Here is an 18859-nt window from a genome sequence, read left to right as displayed (position 1 = left end):
GGTTACCGCGCCAGCCACATGCCAGGCAGGATCCGCCGCGACAGGTTCGGCTCCACACCGCGCACCCGGGGTGCGTAGGCCGCGCCCCACTGCGTCGAGGCGTACAGGTAGACCAGCGCGACGTCGTCGAGCAGGATCCGCTGCACCTGCTTGGCCAGCTCGGCCTGCTTCGCCTGGTCGAACTCGGTGCCGAGCTGGTCGATGAGCGCGTCGGCCTGCGGGTTGCTGTAGCCGCCGTAGTTGGACACGACGCCGGTGCGGTAGAACGAGCGCAGCTGTCCGGCGATGTCGCCGGTGGCCGAGCCGCACGAGCAGTACGTGGCGATCTCGAAGTTGCCGTCGAGCATCATCTGGTTGGAGGCGGTGGTCTCGACCGGGGCGAGCTCGGTGGAGATGCCGACCTTCTTCCACTGGCTCTGCAGGGCGATCGCCAGGGGCTGGAACACGGTGTACGTCAGGATTTTGAAGTGGAGCCGGGTGCCGTCCTTCGCTCGTACCCCGTCCGGGCCGGGCAACCAGCCGGCGGCGTCGAGGATCGCCGCCGCCTTGGCGACGTCGGTGCTCGTGCCGGAATCCACGGCATAGGGCAGCCCGGCGGGAAAGTGTCCGGTCGCCGCCTTGGCGTAGCCGTGGTTGAGTCCGTCCACCAGTTCCTTGCGGTCGGCCGCCAGATCGAGGGCCTGCCGGACCGCCTTGTCCCGCAACGCGGGAACCTTCGCCGTGTTCAGCCAGATGTTGCGGGTGGTCGGCGCCGGCGAGTACACGGTGAATTTCGTGCCGGACTTCTCGTACTGCAGGCGCTGATCGATCTCGACGTTGAACTCGGCGTCGGCGTCGCCGGAGCGCAGCGCGAGCATCCGGGCCTGCGGGTCGGAGCCGAGCCGGGCCTCGATCCGCTTGAGCTTGATCCCGCCTTCGGGCTTGTCCCAGTAGTCCGGGTCCGCCTCGGCGATCAGCGTCTCCCCCGGCACGAACTGGACGGGCTTCATGAACCCGGTCAGGTCGGGGTTGCGGTTGAACTCGTCGCCGCGCCGGTCCGCCTCGGCGGCGTTGTGTATGCCGTACGTGGTGAGCCGGAACGCCAGCCCGGGGTCGGGAGTCTTCGTCGTGACCCGCAGCGTGGTGGCGTCGGCCGCGGTGAACTCCATCGCGCCGAGGATCGACTTGGCGCGCGGGTTCTTCGCCTTGTGCCGCTCCAGGGACGCCTTGACCGCGGCGGCGTCGACCGGCGCCCCGCTCCAGAACCTCACCCCGCCGCGGAGTGCGAACTCCCACACGGTCGGCTCGACGGTCCGCCATGACGCGGCCAGACCTGGCCGCAGGGTGGCGTCGTCGTTCTGGACGACCAGCGACTCGGCCAGGCCGTTCTCGAGGATCCGCTGCGCGTCGATGTGGACCGGATCGAGCGACCTCGGCATGTTGACCGTCAGGAACCGCAACGTCTGTTCGGCGGCGGGCTCGTCGGACGCCACGACCGGATCTGCGCCGCCGCAACCGGCGAGCGCGAGGGACAGCACGGCGGCCAGCGCCGCCGCCCGGGAAAAGGACAGCATTCGAGACATCAGCCTTCCAGCACCTCGTGGACAGGGCGTACACGTGCGTGCCGTGGCCGGTCTCCTGGCTGACGGGAGGTGCGTCCCCGGCCGGCCTTCCCAGGCAGAACTGCCCAGTGACCCCACGAAGGTGGATGCCGGAGACTCCCGATCACAGTGGCGAGGGCCGCGCCGGCGTTCCACCGGACTTCCCGAGCACCACGGCTCCGGCAGAGTACGCAGAGGTCAACCGCACCGACAAGATCAGAATGAGACATCCCACAACCGGCGCACCCGGCAAGGGCCGAATTCGTGTTGCCGGCGGTCGCGTCGCCCCGTACGGTCTTGACTCGTGTTCTCGCCCCGTGACGTTTAGCTGTCAGGCTTCGACACGCGGGTGGAGTCTGTCCATTTCCGGCGGCTTTTGGTGATCATCGGTTTCCGGTGACCGTCGCCTTCGCTGCGATGCCGTGCGTCGCGGTGCCTGCGTGTCTGTCCAGCCCATGACGGCACGCCGAACAGGCGCATTCATCAATCGGAGCTCACCATGGACAACCTCACGTCGGCGCCGCCTCGATCCGTGTGGCGTCAGCACGACTTCCGGCTCCTGCTCGGGGGACGGTTGGTCTCACAGCTGGGCGACTCGCTGCAGTTCCTCGCCCTACCTCTGCTCGTCATCGCGCTGACCGGGTCCTCGACGCAGGCCGGTGTCCTGCTCGGTCTGCAGACCGTGGTCTACCTTGTCTTCGGGCTGGTGGCGGGAGCTCTGGTCGACCGGTGGGATCGCAAGGCCACGATGATCTGGTGCGAGATCGGGCGTGGACTGCTCACCGCCACCATTCCGGTCGCCGCGGCGCTCGGCGTGCTGGGCATGCCGCAGCTGTATGCCGTCGCGGTGCTGAACGGTGCGCTCAGCACCATGTTCGGGGCGGCGAACAGTTCGGCGTTGCCGAACATCGTCAGTAACCGCGACCTGCCCAGCGCGCTGGGAGCGGCCGGGGCGATGTCCAACGCGCTTCGCATCGTCGGCGGCTCCGTGGCCGGCATCGCCTTCGCCGTGAGCCGGATGCTCCCGTTCACGTTCAACGCCGTCTCGTTCCTGGCCTCGGCCGCGTCCCTGCGCGGCATCCGCGCCGGCTTCCAGCAGGCACAGGCCACGACGCCGGCGTCGCCGCGCGTACTCCTGATCGACATCGGTGGCGGGCTGGCCTGGCTGTGGCGCAAACCGGTGATCCGGACGCTGGCCCTGATCGACGCGGCGGACAGCCTGCGGTACGGCGCCGGCTACTTGCTGATCATCATGCTGGCCAGGCGTCTGGACGCGAGCCCCACCCAGGTCGGCATGGTGTTCACCGCCGCGGGCGCCGGCGCCCTGCTCGGCAGCCTGCTGGCACCCGCGCTCACCCGCCGGTTTCCGCTCGGGGCACTGTCCATCACGATGTTGTGGGTCGAAGCGCTGGCCTTTCCGTTCTACGCGGTGGCGCCGACGTGGTGGCTGCTGGCGGTCGTGGCGTTCGTGGAATCGGTGGTCGCGCCCGTCTACACCGTCGCCCTCGACTCCTATCGGCTCGCCGTCACCCCCGACGCGCTACGCGGCCGAGTCACGAGCGCGATCGAAACGCTCACCACCGGAGGCGCGGCGATCGGCACCATGGCCAGCGGCGCCTTGATCGGGCTGCTCGGAGCGCCGGCGCTGACCATCGTCCTGGCCGGATGGCTCACGCTGCTCGCCCTCGTGGCGACCCTGAGCAAAACTGTCCGCACGGCTTCGGCGACGGACTGAAGGCGATGATGCCGCACGGCCGGCACGCGAGGTGGCCTGCCCTGCCGGATTCGTGAGCGTGGAAAGCGTGGAACCGGCCGGCGTCGCCGATCACCGCGGTGACCGTGGGGCCGCCGGCCGGGAACCCGTCCGCGCGTCACGGGCGGCGCGTGCGTCAGCCCGAGTAGTTCGGCGCGGCGACCGTCATGGTCACGTCGTGCGGGTGGCTCTCACGCCGGCCGGAGTCGGAGATCCGCACGAACTCGGCGTTCTTGAGGTCGGCGATCGTCGGGCTTCCGCAGTATCCCATCGCGGCGCGCAGGCCGCCGACGAGCTGGTGCACGATCGACGACACCGGACCGCGGTAGGGCACCCGCGCCTCGATGCCCTCCGGCACCAGTTTCTCGGCCTCCCGCACGTGGCCCTGGAAGTAGCGATCCTTGGAGTACGACCGGCCGCGCATCGCGGCGACGGAGCCCATGGCACGGTACTCCTTGAAGCGCTCGCCCTTGTGCACGACGACCTCGCCGGGCGTCTCGTCGGTGCCGGCCAGCATGCTGCCGATCATCACCGCGTCGGCGCCGGCGGCGATCGCCTTCGAGATGTCGCCGGAGAGCTTGATGCCGCCGTCCGCGATGACGAAGACGCCGCGCGGAGCGGCGGCCTGGGCGCAGTCGTAGATGGCCGACAGCTGCGGCACGCCGACGCCGGCCACCACCCGGGTCGTGCAGATCGAACCGGGTCCGATGCCGACCTTGACCGCGTCGGCGCCGGCATCGGCCAGCGCCTCGACCGCCTCCGCGGTGGCGATGTTGCCGCCGATGACCTCGACGTCCCACGAGCTCTTGATGGTCTTGACCGTGTCGAGCACGCCCTGCGAGTGGCCGTGGGCCGTGTCGACGACGATGACGTCCACGCCGGCGGCGACGAGCGCCTCGGCACGGTCGATCGCGTCCCGCCCCGCGCCGACGGCCGCCCCGACGCGCAGCCGGCCGCGTGTGTCCTCGGAGCTGCGCGGGTGCTCGAGCTTCTTGCGGATATCCTTGACCGTGATCAGGCCCTCGAGCCGGCCGTTCTCGTCGACCAGCGGCAGTTTCTCGATCCGGTGCTCGCGCATGATGGCCTGGGCCTGCTCGAGCGTGGTGCCGACCGCGGCGGTGACGAGCGGCAGCGGACGCATCACGTCCCGGACGGGCTGTTCCCGGTCGTCGATGAAGCGCAGGTCACGGTTCGTCAGCAGGCCGACGAGCCGGCGGTCGTCGTCGATGATGGGCAGGCCGGACACGCGGTAGCGCGCCATTACCTCCAGAGCGTCGGTGACCGGCGCGTCCGGCCGCAGCGTGACCGGGTTGACGATCATCCCGGACTGCGACCGCTTGACCGTGTCGATCTCGGCCACCTGCTGGTCGATCGAAAGGTTACGATGCAGAATGCCGATGCCCCCCATCCGGGCCAGCGCGATGGCCATCCGCGCCTCGGTGACAGTGTCCATGGCGGCGGACACAATCGGAATCTCCAACTCGATCTTCGGCGTGATCCGAGTGCGCGTCTCGGCGAACTGCGGCAACGTGGCGGACGCCGCCGGAATCAGCAACACGTCGTCGAATGTGAATCCGACGCGAGCAAACTTGGCGGGAATGCCGTAGTCGACGGTCATGGCGTTGGAGGAAGATGAGTGGGCTCGCATGGCGAGATCTTACTCGCGGCTCACTCCTCGTGCGTGCGCGCCCAGCCGACCATCCACAGCCTCCATCCCCACCCGGGGAATCATCGCAGTCGCCTGCCGCCGCTCGTCACGGTCCGCAACCGCCAATGTACGCGTCGAGACATACGGGAATCAACACCGGCGGTCCATGGGGACAACGGTCGCTTGTTCCCGCCGTGCGGAGCATTCGGCGGAAATTCCGCCCGGCCGTGCGCGGCATTGTCGAAAAACGGCCGCGCTGCACCGGTGGCCGTGTATTTCCGCCAACCATTCGATGCGTTGCCGGACCGGCGGGCCGGCGCAGCTGCGGCGTGGATGCGCGACGACGCTTCGGGCCAGGACCGGGCCTTCCGTCGCCGCCCACCTGGCGCGGTGCGGGATCGCAGTCGTTTGCCGCAGTGCCGCTCGCGGGACGTTGCGCCTGTTCCGGTGGCGTGACCGGCGGCGGCGAGGGCGGCACTGACCCCTCCACCGGCCCCTGCACCGATCCGTGCACCGGCCCGTGCACCGGCCCGTGCACCGGCCCGTGCACCGATCCGTGCACCGATCCGTGCGCCGAGCCGTCCCGCTGGTCGCTGACCGCCGGCGGGGTGTCGCCGCGGACACGGCGGAGCTTCTCGGCGTGACGTCTGGCCAGGCCCCATTCCCGATGCCGCGCATACTCCCGGCGGAACTGCTCCTTCGCCGGAAAATAACGACGTGACCTGGTTTTGTCACGCATGGCAGCCAACTCCGCCCTTGAAAAAAATCCCAGCTGCCCCATGATTTGATTATCCCAGAACCCGACCGAAACCACCGCCCCAAACGGCAGTCCATAATGTCAGATGATGCACACGCATGCCGCTCTACATAGCGTTGCCGACACGCAACGCGACTCGATGCCGGCATCCGGATCGCCAGTGGCCAGCACTGTATTTGTTGCAGAGGGCGCGCGCATACGAACAGGAAAGAATGTGCGTGCCGAAATTGACGCTGAATGCGCGCACGTCGATGCTGAGCGTGCACGGCACGGCTGGTGTCCAGGCACCGACCGGCAGACGCACGGTGTCACCGACGCGGGCGACACCGCTATTCATGTTGCCACCTTCCAGCGGTGTCTCGGTCTCCGTGCGCGTTGGGCCGCGGTCAGCGTCGACTCCGCCAGGTGGACGACTGATTGCCGGGGTCGGCCACGCGGGGCGCCACGGCGCATCGCCCAGCGAGCCGGCCGATGCTGTCGGCCAGTCCGGTGCGTTGTGTCCTGACCGGGACCGCGTTTCGAGATCGCCGTTCGGGCTGCCAGGCCTGCGGGATCACGGCTTGCGGGTACCGAGGGCTCGCGGTGGGGTGCGGTGGCGGCACCTCGGCGGCTGGCCCCGCCACTCGGCAACCGGGGTGACGCTGACCATGGCAGTGCTGGCCGCCGGGGCGCCGGCGGCCGCCGGCAACGGACGTGCTGCCGCGCGCGGTGCCGAGCCCGCGGGCATGTTCACATGCCGCCGACGGTAGCGGCCATGCCGCAGGGCGCCGACGCGTTGTGGCCGGGATAAGAATCCCAGCCCGATCCAGAGGATGCCCAGCAGGATCACTGTCGCGGCAAGCGGCGGCTGCGGCACCGCCGGTGCGGCGGCCACGGTCAGCGGCCCGCCGAACCAGCGCCCGGCCGCGTCCTGGCTGACGGTCACCGTCGTGGGCGTCGATCCTCCGGCAAGCGGCCGCGACCACACGATGCTTTGCGGTGTGGACCCACGCGGACAGCAACACCTCGGTGAACCGGTCGAACGCCAGCGCCAGGCGCGGCAGTCCGCTCTCGCCGCCGGCCCATCAGCAGGACGTCAGCGAACACCTCACGGCAATTCGGGTAGTCGTCGTCGAGCTGGCCGGTCTCCTGGTGTCACCGCGGAAGACCAGGATCGGGAAGTATACCGATTCCGGCGTCGGCCGGCGCATAGACCGCCACCGCGACCGACCGTCCGCGTAGCCGAAATCAGTAAGTCGCGGGCTCGTCGAGGCGCAGGATCGTTTCCTCGATCTCCGCATTTCGCGCCTTGGCGAACGATATCTCCGTGCCTACGATCGCGAATCCTGCCCTCCGCAGTACCCTGAGCGACCTCACATTGTCGCTCGCGGCGTGGGCGAACAGCGGCCGCACGCGAACCGATTCCAGCAGCAGGGCGAGCGCTCGGCCGGCGATGCCCCGGCCCCAGAAAGAGCTGTCGATCCAGTACGTGACCTCGGTATCGCCGTCGACGACGAAGCTGCCGACAATGCCGACGAGCCGCCCATCGACGGTTACCGCGCGGATGGTCACATCAGGCGACGTCCTGATGTTTGCCATGTGGGCATCGAAGGCGGCGCGGTCATCGGGATCTCTGGCAACGAAGGCGGCCATCCGGACCGACTCGGGATCCCGCATCTGTTCGAACAGGGCATCCAGGTCGGAGTCGTCGACCGGCCGCAGCGCCACCTCGGCCATGAGTACCTCCAACGCCTGGTCCACCAGCGACAGCCTCACCAGATGGGCAGGAACCGGTTCGGATCGGCGGCGACCCACCAGGCCAACAGCCCCGCGAGCGCTACGACCGCGAGGATGGCTGGTGTCGCTCGGCCCCGCGCCCAGCGTGCTGCGATGACAGCACCGGTCAGCACTGCCAGGACGGCGAGCGTGACGAGCGCGGCCACCTGGATGTGCCAGGCCGGGTAGCACGACGGCGGGGCCGGGTAGATCGCCGGACACGCCCGGATCTGCTGGGAGTTACCGAGAGCGGTCAGCGACGATCGCGTTGACCACCACACGGCCGCGAGCGACAAGCACGCGACGGCCACAGCGAGCGCGATATCGCGCCGGGTGGCGACCCGTGGCGCTTCCAGGCTGCTCACACCTGCCACCGTAGTGGGCTCCAGGTCCACGCGGCAATGGCTACGGTTATGGACCGGCACATGAAGGGACGATCGGTATGGAGCTGGTTCGTGCGGCGGCGCTCGTGTTCGCCACCCTGACCACGGGTCTCATCGCGGGCCTCTTCTACAGTTACGCCTGCTCGGTCATGCTGGCGCTGGGCCGCACCGAGGACCGGGTGTTCATCGACGTCATGCAGCGCATCAACTCGGCCATCCAGAACGGCTGGTTCGCGCTGAGTTTCGTGGGCTCGGTGTTGTTCACCGCGCTCGCCCTGGTGCTGCACATCGGCGCCGGGCAAACCACCCGCCTGGTCCTCATCGTCGCGGGGCTCGTGCTGTACCTCGTCGCCTTCGGCATCACCGTGCGCGGCAACATCCCGCTCAACGTCCAGCTCGACGCGGCCGGCGCGGCGGACCGGGTGGGCGACCCGGCCGCGGTGCGGGCCCGGTTCGAGCGGCCGTGGGTGCGCCTCCACCTGGTCCGCACGCTCTTCTCGATCGGAGCGTTCGGCGCGCTGTGCGCGGCGTCCGTCATCTGAGCCGGGCGACCGGGGGCGAGGTGTCCGATCGCGATGGTCCACCCCACCGCACGGATCAGCCGCAGGCGGTTTGAGATGCCTCAACCAAGTTACGAGAACCAAGGTACGAGTCCCATACTGGAGGAGATGGTGTTCCTGCGGTGGGGGGTCCTCGGTGGCACGAGGTCGCTTGCGGATCTATCTGGGCGCGGCGCCCGGGGTGGGCAAGACCTACGCGATGCTGGCCGAGGGCCAGCGCCGCCGCTCCCGGGGCACCGACGTGGTGATCGGGTTCCTGGAGCCACACGGCCGGAAGCTGACCGCGGCGATGGCCGACGGGCTCGAGGTGGTGCCCCGTCGCGAGTGCGAATACCGCGACGCCCGGTTCACCGAGATGGATCTGGACGCGGTGCTGGCCCGGCACCCGCGGGTGGCGCTGATCGACGAGCTGGCGCACACCAACGTTCCGGGCTGCCGGAACGCCAAGCGCTGGCAGGACGTCGAGGAACTGCTCGACGCCGGCATCGACGTGGTCACGACCCTCAACATCCAGCATCTGGAGTCACTCAACGACGTGGTACGCCAGATCACCGGGGTCACCCAGCAGGAGACGTTGCCGGATGCGGTGGCACGGCGGGCGGAGCAGGTCGAGCTGGTCGACATGACGCCGGAGGCGCTGCGGCGGCGGATGGTGCACGGCAACGTCTACCCGCCGGACCGGATCGAGGCGGCGCTGACCCACTACTTCCGGCCCGGAAACCTGACGGCACTGCGGGAGCTGGCCCTGCTGTGGCTGGCCGATCGGGTCGAGGAGGGCCTGCGGCGGTACCGGGCCGAGCATGGCATCGCCACGGGATGGGAGACCCGTGAGCGGATCCTGGTGGCGCTCAGCGGCGGCCCAGAGGGCGAGACCCTGATCCGGCGGGCCGCCCGCGTCGCGGAGCGCATCCAGGGCGCCGATCTGCTCGCCGTGCATGTGATGCCGTGCGACGGGCTGGCCCTGGGCAACCAACCGGCGCTGGCCGCCCAGCGGGCGCTCGTGGAGTCGCTGGGCGGCCGCTATTACCAGATCGTCGGCGACGACGTGGCCAGGGCGATAATCCAGTTCGCCCAGGCCGAGAACACCACGCAGATCGTGCTGGGGGCCAGTCGCCGAGGGTGGCCGGCGGCGGCGTTGACGGGCGAGGGCGTGGGTGTCCGCGTCACCCGCTTGTCCGGGTCGATCGACGTACACATGGTCACGCACGAGCACGCGGCCGGCCCGCCCGGGCTGCGCCTGCCACGCGCGGGTCGCGGGTTCGGCGTGCGGCGATACGTGGCCGGTGCCGCACTGGCGGTACTGCTGCTGCCCGCCCTCACCATGGTCGGGCTGCAGGGGCGGTTCGCGCTGTCCAGCGCCCTCCTGGGTTACCTGCTCCCCGTGATCGTGGTGGCGCTGACCGGGGGGCTGTACGTGGCACTGGCGACGGCGGTGGCGGGCGCGTTGCTGGCCGACTACTACTTCACGCCCCCGCTGCACAGCCTGGCCATCGCCAGAGCCGACGACGCGGCGGCGACGGTCGTCTTCGTCGTCGTCGCGACGCTCGTCAGCTGGGCGATCGAGACCGCGGCCCGGCAGACCCGCCGCGCCGCGCGCGCGTCGGCGGAAGCCGGTGCGCTGAGCACCATGGCCGGCGCCGCGCTGGGCGGGCCCAACCTGCCGGCCCAGCTGGAGCAGATTCGGCAGCTCTTCGGGCTGGACGCGGTCAGCCTGCTCGACCGGGCGCCTGCGAGTGGCCCCGGACAGGCCTGGCACGTGCTGGCCTCGTCGGGCGAGCGGCCACCGGAGCATCCCGCCGACGCCGACACGAGCGTCCCGGTCGGACAGACCCTCACCCTGGCCGGGCGAGGCCGCGTCCTCGGCGGCAGCGACCAGCGGGTCCTGGTGGCCTGCGCCGAGCAGATCGCCGCCTGCCTGGATCGCGAGCAGCTGGCCGCGCGTGCCGCCGACGCCGACCAGCAGATCGCCGCCGACAACGCGCGCACCACGATGCTGCTGGCCACCCAGCGGGAACTGCGGGCTCCGCTGGCGCAGATGCAGGACACGCTGGACCGACTCGGGACCCACAAGAGGATCAGCACCGAACAGCGGCACGAGCTGGCCGCCACCGGCCAGGCCAGCCTGGCCCGCATCGCGACCTGCCTGACCGACCTGCAGGACCTGGCCCAGGCCCGCGCGGGAGCGCTGGACATCCATCTGCGCCCCGTCGAGCTCGACGACGTCCTGTCGGCGGCGCTCGACGATCTCGGGCCGGGAGGACACGACATCGTCGTGGAGACTCCCGAGGACGTGCCGGGCGTCATCGCGGACGCCAACCTGCTCACCCGCGCGGTCACCAGCCTCGCGACGAACGCCCTGGACCGCAACCCGTGCACCGCGCCGGCCAGGGTGACCGTGAGCGTGCTGCCCGACAGCCTCGCGATCAACATCATCGACCATGGCCCCGGCGTGCCGGTCCCGCACGGGCCACGCCCCCCGGGGGCAGCGCGGGGAGCGACCGGTCCGGCCCCGGACGGCAGCCTTCCCGTGCGTACCGCGCAGGCGCTCACCGAAGCCATGGGCGGCACGCTGCGCTGCCACGACACCCCCGGCGGCGGGTTCACCGTCAGCCTGACCCTGCCCAGGAACACCGCGCGGTCCTGACATGCGCGATGGTCAGGCAGGCAGCGGGTTCAGCGCGAACGCCTCGGCGAGCAGCTCGTAGGAGCGCAGGCGGTCCCGGTGGTCGTGGATCGTGGCGAGCGCGATGAGCTCCTTCGCCCCCGTCGCCTCGGCGATGGCGAGGAGCTGGTCACGGACCCGGTCCGGGGTGCCGTGGACGTAGCGCGGGAACTCGAACCGCTCGGTGCCGAGCGGGTCGTCGCCGTCGGCCAGCTCCAGCAGCGCCTGCTCGGAGCTGGGCACCGGCCGCACGTCGTTGCGGACGAGCCGGCGACGGAACGCCCGCTGGGTGGCGTAGACGCGCTCCGCCTCGGCGTCGGTATCGGCGCAGTACACCCCGATGCCGAGGATCGCTCTGCCGGCGCCGCCGCCGCTGGCCCGGTAGTCGGCGAACACCTCGCGCGTCGGCGCCGGGTTGATGAAGTGCGCGTAGGCGTAGGGCAGGCCGAGCTGGGCCGCGGCGACCGCGCTGCGCGGGCTGGAGCCCAGCAGCCACACCTCGGGCACGCCGGTACCGGCCGGGGTGACCACCGCGCCGTGGAACGGGTGCCCGGCCGGCAGGCTGTCCGTCATGAACGCGAGCAGCTCGGCCAGCTTGTCGTCAAACTCGTCCGGTGCTGGGGTGAGGCTGCGCACGCTTCGCAGCGCGTAGCTCTCCAGCGGGCTGGAGCCGGACGACCGGCCGATGCCGAGGTCGATCCGGCCCGGGTGCAGCGCCTCGAGGGTGCGGAACACCTCGGCCACCTTGTACGGGCTGTAGTGCCCGAGCAGTACCCCGCCCGACCCGACCCGGATCCGCGACGTCCGAGCCGCGATCGTCGCCACGACGACCTCCGGCGCGCTGCTGCCGTGCGAGTGCATGGCGTGGTGCTCGGCGACCCAGAACCGGGTGTAGCCGAGCTGGTCGGCAAGCTCCGCCAGCTCGACCGTGTTGTGCAGGGCCTGCGCGGGCGAGTACCCGTCGCCGACCGGTGACTGGTCCAGAATGGACAGTCTCATCTCCGACCTCCTCCAGGATGTTCGCGAGCGGTCGCCAATCGTCGCGGTCCAGCGCTCGTACCGCCCGGCCGCCGCTGCTTCACGAGCCGGCCTCGACCGGCTCGGTCCGGCGCGCCGCCGGCTGGACGGGCGCTGGCGCCGGGCCCGGCGCGGCGAGCGAGGTCAACGCGCCCAGCACGGCGAACACCGCGGCCACGAGGAACGCCAGCCGGTATCCGGACACGACCGCACTTGCCTGCGCCGTGCCGTGGGCCAGCAGCGACGAGGCCCTCGTCGTGGCCACGGTGGCCAGCACCGCCAGGCCGATCGAGCCGCCGACCTGCCGGGTGGTGTTGATGACGCCCGAGGCCAGCCCCGCCTCGTGCCGCTCGATGCCGGACGTGGCGGTGATCGCCAGCGGCGTCATCGCGATGCCGGCGCCGAGCGTCACCAGGATCATCGGGGCCAGCAGGTGCGCGGCGTAGCGGCCGTCGACCGGGATCAGCGCCAGCAGGCCGAGCCCCACGCCGGACAGCAGCGGCCCGCCGATCAGCAGCGGCCGGACGCCGACCCGCTTCAGCAGCGGCGGTCCGGCGTAGGCACCGGCGGTCATCGCGATCGCGCCGGGCAGGAACGCCGGGCCGGCCCGCAGCGGGTCGTACCCCAGGACGTTCTGCAGGTACAGCGACAGGAAGAAGAAGTGCGCGATGACGGCGCAGCCGAGCCAGAACATGACCAGGTTGGCGATGGTGACGCCCCGGTTGGCGAACAGGCGCAGCGGTACGACCGGCGCCGCGGCGATCTTCGCCTCGTGCAGGACGAACCAGATCAGCAACGCGACCCCGCCGAGCAGCGGCCCGAGGGTCACCGCGTCGCCCCAGCCGTGGGCCTGGCTGTTGACCGTGCCGTAGACGACCGCGACGAGCCCGGCGGTGACGAGCGCGGAGCCGAGCAGGTCGAGGCCACGGGTGGTCCGCTCGGCGCGGCTCTCCGGCAGCAGTGCCCGCGCCGCGAGGATCGCCCCGACGCCGATCGGCACGTTGACGAAGAGGATCCAGCGCCAGTTGACCAGGTCGGTGAGCACGCCGCCGAGCACCGAGCCGAGCGCGGCGCCGCCACCGGAGACGGCGCTCCACGCGGCCATCGCCCGGGCCCGCTTGGGCGCCTCGACGAAGGTCGTGGTGAGCAGGGTGAGCGTGGCAGGTGACAGGATCGCGCCGCCGATGCCCTGCGCGCCGCGGGCGAGGACCAGGGTGAGCTGGTCCTGCGCGAGTCCGCCGACAAGGCTCGCGGCGGTGAAGACCGCCAGCCCGGTGACGAACATCCGGCGCCGGCCGAGCAGGTCGGCGGCCCGGCCGCCGAGGAGCAGGAATCCGGCGAAGGCCAGTGCGTAAGCGTTGACGACCCACTGCAACCCGGACTCGCTGAAGCCGAGGTCGGAGCGGATCGCGGGCAGTGCGACGTTCACGATCGACACGTCGAGCACCACCATCACCTGCCCGAGGCAGAGCAGGGACAGCACGGCCCAGTCAGGGCCGCTGCGGTCGGTCTCCATGGTCACCTCCATCTAATGGACTGATCGGTCCAGGACTTTAGACCTACTAGTCTAGTAGGGTCAACCGGGCGCGGTGGCGCCGATCTGGACCGCACGGTCCAGTACGATGGCGGGCCAGGGGGTGCACATGACGACAGCGGCAACACCCGTCGAGGCTCCTCGCGGCCTGCCGGGCAAGCGCGCCGCCATCATGCGGGCCGCGACCCACATCTTCGTCACGGCCGGCTACGAGCGGGCCAACCTCGACACCATCGCGACGGAGGCCGGGGTCTCCAAGCAGACCATCTACAACCACTTCGGCGACAAGGAGCGGCTCTTCATCGCCGTGGTCGACGAGGCGCGCAGCGGCGCGGATCGGGCCACCGAGTTCGACGAGTCCCTGCTCGACGACCCCGCTGCGCTGGAGCAGGACCTGCTCGTGCTGGGCCGGCAGTTCCTGAGCACGGCCCTCGACCCGCAGGTGTCGGCGTTGCGCCGGCTCATCATCGCCGAGGTGGCCCACCATCCGGCGCTGCACCGCTCGTGCGGCGACGGCGAGGCCGGCTCGGCGCCGAAGCTGCTGGGGTTTCTGACTCAGCGAATCGCGTTGCTCGCCGCCCGGGGCGACCTGGTCGCCGAGCGACCGGCCCGGGCGGCCGCACACTTCGTGTCGCTGCTGACATATGAGGGCCAGCAGCGGTCGAAATACGGCACGGTCGCCATCTCCCCCGGCGAGATCGACGACATCTGCATCGACGCGGCCGACCTCTTCATCCGCGCATACCGTTCTCCCGCGACGCGATCGTAGACGCCGGCTGTTCAGGCACGCGCGTCGATCATCGACCGCGATTCGCGATCGGTGGCCGGCACGCAAGACGGGGTTCAAATCCTATTGATCCGATAGGGACGATGCTAGAGTTGTGCGGTGCGGCCGGCTCGGCAGCTCCTCCGGCCGCACGCCATAGCACTCTTCCTCGACCGGGCCGCCGACCTCGGCCCGACGGAAGGCAGGGCATCGACATGAGCATGAGCGCGGTGCTGCACCCCACCGAGCTGCGCCGGGTCTTCGGCGCGTTCCCCAGTGGCGTCACGGCCGTGGCCGCGCTGGTCGACGGCGCACCCGTCGGCCTCGCCGCCAACTCATTCACGTCGGTGTCGCTCGACCCGCCCCTCGTCTCGGTCTGCATCGCCCGGACGTCGACCACCTGGCCGACGCTGCGCCGCGCGGACCGGCTGGGGGTCAGCGTGCTCGCCGCGCACCAGGAGCACCTGGGCCGCCAGCTGAGCCTGCGCGGCGGCGACCGCTTCTCCGGCGTGACGTGGCGAGCGACGCGGGGCGGCGAGATCCTGCTCGACGGCGCCTGCGCCTGGCTCGACTGCAGCATCGAACGCGAGATCCCGGCGGGCGACCACGACATCGTCCTGCTCAGCGTCCATGCCCTCGACGCCGACCGCAGCGTCCCGCCGCTGGTGTTCCACCAGAGCACGTTCGGCCGGCTGCAGCGCGCCGCCTGACGCCGGGCCGGTCGGCACACCCGTCGCACACGGCCAGCCGGCGGATCGGCTGCGCCGGTCGGGGCGTGCCTTCGAGGCGGCGGAGGCGCCGGCCCCGACGCGTCCGGGGACCGGGGAATCGGCCGTCGCGAACCTGTTCGCCGGACCGCCGATCGCGGTGTTCGACAAGGTCCGTGACGCGATGCGGGACTGGCGCAGGCACGCCGGCGAGGGGTGAGCAGCCAGCCGCGCGGTGAGCGGGAAACGTCGGTCGGGGACCAGAGCCAGGCTCTGGTCCCCCTGGTGTTCAGGGCCGTACCACCGCCGGCCGCCGCGGCAGCGGTACGGGCAGCCGCAGCGCCCCGAGCGTCGTGCCGGCCGCCGTCGCGGCCAGGACGATCCCCCAGGCGACGGGCCCGATCGGCCGGCAGCCGAAGAACTGGCTCAGGCCCGGGGTCTGCACGACACCGACCAGCGCCGCCGCGGAGGCGCCGGCGGCGCCGAGGACCACCGGGTCCCCGCCGGAGAGCAGCGCGGTCTGGCCCAGCTGCGCGCCGACCAGGGAGGCGAGCGCTACCGTACTGGCGCGCGCCGCCGTCCCGGTCGCCTTCGCGCTCAGCCAGGCCCCCGCCGTCGCGGCCGAGGTCGCGACCGCGCGGCGGATCACGTTGCCGGTCAGCGCCGTGCCCAGCGAGGCCTCCGGCCCCTCGCGGACCAGCTGGTCGGGGCTGACGTGCCGCGGCGGCCGCGCGGCGACCGTGATCGCGGGCAGCAGGTCCGTCATCAGGTTGACGAAGAGGATCTGCCGCGCGTTGAGCGGTGGCGTCGCCGAGACGAGGGAGCCGCCGACGGTGAAGAGGATCTCGCCGAGGTTCCCGCCGAGCAGCAGCGCCAGCGACTCGCGGACCGACGCCCACATGGCGCGCCCCTCGACCACGCCGTCGACGATCGTCTCGATCCGGCCGTCCAGCACGATCAGGTCCGCCGCCTGGCGGGCCGCGGCCGTGGCCTGCTCGCCGAGCGCGATGCCGACGTCGGCGAGCCGGATGGCCGGCGCGTCGTTGGCGCCGTCGCCGGTGACCGCGACGCTGTACCCGGCCCGGCGCAGCGCGCGGACGACCGCGACCTTGTGCGCGGGGCTGACCCGCGCGAAGACCGACGCCTTGGACACCAGCGCGTCGACGATCGCGTCGTCCGCCTCGGCGCTGTCCAGATCCGGCCCGGTCACCACGGCGCCGCCGTCGAGCAGGTCGAGCTCGGCGCCGATCGCCGCCGCGGTGCTGGGATGGTCGCCGGTCAGCATGAGCACCTTGATGCCGGCGCGGCGCAGCCGGTCGACCGCCTCGGCGGCGCTCGGGCGGGTCGGGTCGGCCAGCCCGAGCAGACCCACGAACTGCATGTCGTCGACGCGTTCGTTGTCGAGGCGGCGCCGCGCCGACGCCGCCCGCTCCGCGATCGCGAGCACCCGCAGCCCCTGCCGGGCCATCCGGTCGACCTCCGCCTCGATCGCCCGCCGGTCGTCCGGCGTCAGCGGCCGCGCCTCCCCGTCCACGCGCCAGCTCACGCAGCGGGGCAGCGTGATCTCCGGCGCGCCCTTGACGCTGATGACCTGGCCGCCGTCCGCCGCGCCGAGGACGGCGTGAAACCCGCGCGCCGGCTCGAAGGGCAGCTCCCGGACGGAGCGCCAGCCGCCGGCCGCCTCGCCGGTGGTGACGCCGGCCGCCGCGGCACCGACCACGACCGCCTGGTCGGTTGGGTGGGGCAGCGTCTCCTGCCCGTTCGGGGTCGGGCTCGCGCGCAGCGCGGTGGCGAGGATCTCCCGGTGCCGCGGGGTGAGCCGGTCCATCGGCACGGGGCCACGCCCGTCGGAGACGCTGCGCAGCGCGATGCGCCCCTCGGTCAGGGTGCCGGTCTTGTCGAAACAGATCACGTCGACCCGGCCGATCGCCTCCATCGAGCGGGGATCGCGGACGAGGATGTTGCGCCGGGACAGCCGGCGGCTGGCGCTGAGCTCGGCCGCGGTCGCGATGAACGGCAGCCCCTCCGGAATCGCCGCGACCGCGAGCGCGATCGAGCTGTTGACCGACTCGGCCAGCCGGCCCCGCAGCACGCCGGTGGTGAGCAGCGCCGCCGCGGCGGCCCCCGCCACCGGCAGCGATGCCTTGGTCAGCTCGCGCAGCCGCTGCTGGACCCCGCTCTTCGGCGGTTCCTGGAGCACCATCAGGGCGTTGCGGCCGGCCTCCGTGTCCGGGCCGGTCGCCACCACGACGCACGTGGCCGATCCGGCGGCGACGGTGGTACCGGCGTACACCATGCTGGTGCGCTCGGCGATGGCGGCCGCGCGGGTGGCGGTCGCGCTCTTGGCGACCGGCACGGACTCGCCGGTCAGCGGCGACTCGTCCATCTCCAGGCCGACGGTGTCCAGCAGCCGGCAGTCCGCCGGCACCGCGTCGCCCGGCTCGAGCAGGATGACGTCACCCGGCACCAACTCGTCGATGCTGCCGTCCCGTTCGACGCCGGCGCGGCGCAGCCGGACCCGCGGCGCCGCCTCGCTCACCAGCCGGCTCAGCGCGCGCCGGGCCGCCATGTCCTGGATGCTGGACAGCACCGCGTTGGCGAGGATGACGGCGACGACCAGCGCGGCGTCGCTCGTCGCACCGGTCACGGCGGAGACGCCGGCACCGGCGGCCAGCGGCAGCGTCAGCGGCGTGTCGAGCTCACCGACGATGGTGCCGAGCATCCCCCGTCCGGCCGGCGCGTCGGCGGGCGTCCCCGCCGTGACCCGGGCCGGCCGGCGCCGCTCGGCGTCCTCTTCGTCGATGCCGTGCGGCGACGTGTCCAGGGCCCGCATGACCTCCTCGACGGGCAGCGCGTGCCAGGCGACCTCGACGGGCGGGGCGGGCGGGGTGCGGCGGGACAGGCCGCGCGCCGACCACATCCCGCTGGCGACGTTGGCCGCCTGCGCGATGGCCGCCGCGACCGACGCACGACGGGCGCCGCGCTGCGTGGTGTCCGCGAGCCCCAGCAGCGCGCCGGCCGCCGAACCCTGCATCGCCACATGGGTGCTCCGCCGGCTCACGACCCGCGCCACCGCCGCCGCTTCGAGCAGCAGCCAGGCCGTCTCCAGGCCGGGTCCGCCCATCAGGTGGGCGCCCCACGGGGGCCGGCGGTCAGCACGCAGCACGCCGAAGCCGCAGTCCGCCGCGGCCAGCGCGGCGTCGTTGCGCTCGCCGATGAGCAGCACCACGTGCCCGTCGGCCTGCAGCGCCCGGATCGACCCGGCGAGGCGCGAGCCCCCGGGCACGGTGCCGTCCGCCCGCACCCGGCGGCGGATCCCGGCCGGCGCGCCGGCGAGCAGGACCGACCCGACCTGGCGGCCGGACGCGAGCAGGGCCGCGGTCAGCGGATCCAGCGCCGGCTCCACGAGCACGACGGCCACGACGCCGCGGTCCCGGGTCAGCGCGTACAGCTTCCCCCGGACGCCGTCGTGGGAGCGCGCGTCGGCCAGGACCGCGTCCGGGATCGGGGCGTCCAGGCGGCGCGGGTCGGTGAGCGCCCAGCCGTCGGCGTCGGCCGGCGGTGTGCCGCCGGGACCGTCGACGAGCCGCGTCGCGGCCTCCCAGGCGGCCTCGACCGTTCCGTGTACGGGCACCACGTGGGTGATGACGTGCCGGCCGCCGGTCAGCACGCCGGCGTCGATGACCACGGTGTCGACCCGGTCCAGCCGCCGCAGCGCGGCCCGGTCGCGGAGATCG

General features: G+C 72.0%; 14 protein-coding genes and 1 riboswitch. Of the genes, 5 read left to right on the top strand and 9 right to left on the bottom strand.

What is annotated here, in order from left to right:
- Positions 1-2: 2 nt before the first annotated feature.
- Complete coding sequence (locus ABT297_RS36075) at positions 3-1562, bottom strand: ABC transporter substrate-binding protein (protein WP_350556978.1); 1560 nt, start codon at positions 1560-1562, stop codon at positions 3-5.
- A 28-nt stretch (positions 1563-1590) separates the two neighbouring features.
- A riboswitch (cobalamin riboswitch) is annotated at positions 1591-1771 on the bottom strand.
- Positions 1772-2079: 308 nt separating this feature from the next.
- Between ABT297_RS36075 and ABT297_RS36070 the strand changes: the two genes are divergently transcribed.
- On the top strand, positions 2080-3315 hold the full coding sequence (locus ABT297_RS36070) for an MFS transporter (protein ID WP_350556977.1): 1236 nt from the start codon (positions 2080-2082) through the stop codon (positions 3313-3315).
- 154 nt (positions 3316-3469) lie between these two features.
- On the opposite strand, the gene guaB is transcribed toward ABT297_RS36070, so the two are convergent.
- The 5 genes from guaB to ABT297_RS36045 all read right to left on the bottom strand — a co-directional run bounded on the left by guaB (position 3470) and on the right by ABT297_RS36045 (position 7858).
- A complete protein-coding gene (guaB, locus tag ABT297_RS36065) occupies positions 3470-4981 on the bottom strand; it encodes an IMP dehydrogenase (protein WP_350556976.1) in 1512 nt (503 codons plus the stop codon).
- A gap of 863 nt (positions 4982-5844) precedes the next feature.
- Positions 5845-6075: a hypothetical protein gene (locus tag ABT297_RS36060; RefSeq protein ID WP_350556993.1), complete on the bottom strand. Its 231-nt coding sequence runs from the start codon at positions 6073-6075 to the stop codon at positions 5845-5847.
- A 216-nt stretch (positions 6076-6291) separates the two neighbouring features.
- Positions 6292-6663, bottom strand: a complete 372-nt coding sequence (locus ABT297_RS36055; RefSeq protein WP_350556975.1) for a hypothetical protein — start codon at positions 6661-6663, stop codon at positions 6292-6294.
- A gap of 302 nt (positions 6664-6965) precedes the next feature.
- Positions 6966-7478, bottom strand: coding sequence for a GNAT family N-acetyltransferase (locus ABT297_RS36050; RefSeq protein WP_350556974.1), 513 nt, complete (start codon positions 7476-7478; stop codon positions 6966-6968).
- Positions 7479-7489: 11 nt separating this feature from the next.
- Positions 7490-7858 (bottom strand): hypothetical protein, encoded by a 369-nt coding sequence (locus tag ABT297_RS36045; protein WP_350556973.1) that lies wholly within the window; start codon positions 7856-7858, stop codon positions 7490-7492.
- A gap of 77 nt (positions 7859-7935) precedes the next feature.
- On the opposite strand from ABT297_RS36045, the gene ABT297_RS36040 reads away from it, so the two are divergent.
- Together ABT297_RS36040 and ABT297_RS36035 are read left to right on the top strand one after the other, a co-directional pair.
- Complete coding sequence (locus tag ABT297_RS36040) at positions 7936-8418, top strand: anthrone oxygenase family protein (protein WP_350556972.1); 483 nt, start codon at positions 7936-7938, stop codon at positions 8416-8418.
- Between the two features lie 169 nt (positions 8419-8587).
- A complete protein-coding gene (locus ABT297_RS36035; RefSeq protein ID WP_350556971.1) occupies positions 8588-11080 on the top strand; it encodes a sensor histidine kinase in 2493 nt (830 codons plus the stop codon).
- Between the two features lie 12 nt (positions 11081-11092).
- Here ABT297_RS36035 and ABT297_RS36030 read toward each other — a convergent pair whose 3' ends face one another.
- Positions 11093-12097, bottom strand: a complete 1005-nt coding sequence (locus ABT297_RS36030) for an LLM class flavin-dependent oxidoreductase (protein ID WP_350556970.1) — start codon at positions 12095-12097, stop codon at positions 11093-11095.
- A 79-nt stretch (positions 12098-12176) separates the two neighbouring features.
- Positions 12177-13631, bottom strand: coding sequence for an MFS transporter (locus ABT297_RS36025; protein ID WP_350556969.1), 1455 nt, complete (start codon positions 13629-13631; stop codon positions 12177-12179).
- A gap of 127 nt (positions 13632-13758) precedes the next feature.
- Between ABT297_RS36025 and ABT297_RS36020 the strand changes: the two genes are divergently transcribed.
- Positions 13759-14418: a TetR/AcrR family transcriptional regulator gene (locus tag ABT297_RS36020; RefSeq protein WP_350556968.1), complete on the top strand. Its 660-nt coding sequence runs from the start codon at positions 13759-13761 to the stop codon at positions 14416-14418.
- 212 nt (positions 14419-14630) lie between these two features.
- Positions 14631-15125, top strand: a complete 495-nt coding sequence (locus ABT297_RS36015; protein ID WP_350556967.1) for a flavin reductase family protein — start codon at positions 14631-14633, stop codon at positions 15123-15125.
- A gap of 286 nt (positions 15126-15411) precedes the next feature.
- Here ABT297_RS36015 and ABT297_RS36010 read toward each other — a convergent pair.
- Positions 15412-18859, bottom strand: a 3448-nt coding sequence (locus ABT297_RS36010; RefSeq protein ID WP_350556966.1) for an HAD-IC family P-type ATPase, incomplete at its 5' end; no start/stop codon positions are given.

Source organism: Dactylosporangium sp. NPDC000555 (assembly GCF_040300025.1).
Taxonomy (GTDB): Bacteria; Actinomycetota; Actinomycetes; order Mycobacteriales; family Micromonosporaceae; genus Dactylosporangium.
This window is presented reverse-complemented; position numbering and strand designations above follow the sequence as displayed.

Bases quoted from the DNA above. Each gene is read 5' to 3' on its own strand.
- ABT297_RS36070 (WP_350556977.1), top strand. From the start codon at position 2,080: ATGGACAACCTCACGTCGGCGCCGCCTCGATCCGTGTGGCGTCAGCAC.
- ABT297_RS36015 (WP_350556967.1), top strand. From the start codon at position 14,631: ATGAGCATGAGCGCGGTGCTGCACCCCACCGAGCTGCGCCGGGTCTTC.
- guaB (WP_350556976.1), bottom strand. From the start codon at position 4,981: ATGCGAGCCCACTCATCTTCCTCCAACGCCATGACCGTCGACTACGGC.
- ABT297_RS36040 (WP_350556972.1), top strand. From the start codon at position 7,936: ATGGAGCTGGTTCGTGCGGCGGCGCTCGTGTTCGCCACCCTGACCACG.
- ABT297_RS36060 (WP_350556993.1), bottom strand. From the start codon at position 6,075: ATGAATAGCGGTGTCGCCCGCGTCGGTGACACCGTGCGTCTGCCGGTC.
- ABT297_RS36025 (WP_350556969.1), bottom strand. From the start codon at position 13,631: ATGGAGACCGACCGCAGCGGCCCTGACTGGGCCGTGCTGTCCCTGCTC.
- ABT297_RS36030 (WP_350556970.1), bottom strand. From the start codon at position 12,097: ATGAGACTGTCCATTCTGGACCAGTCACCGGTCGGCGACGGGTACTCG.
- ABT297_RS36020 (WP_350556968.1), top strand. From the start codon at position 13,759: ATGACGACAGCGGCAACACCCGTCGAGGCTCCTCGCGGCCTGCCGGGC.
- ABT297_RS36075 (WP_350556978.1), bottom strand. From the start codon at position 1,562: ATGTCTCGAATGCTGTCCTTTTCCCGGGCGGCGGCGCTGGCCGCCGTG.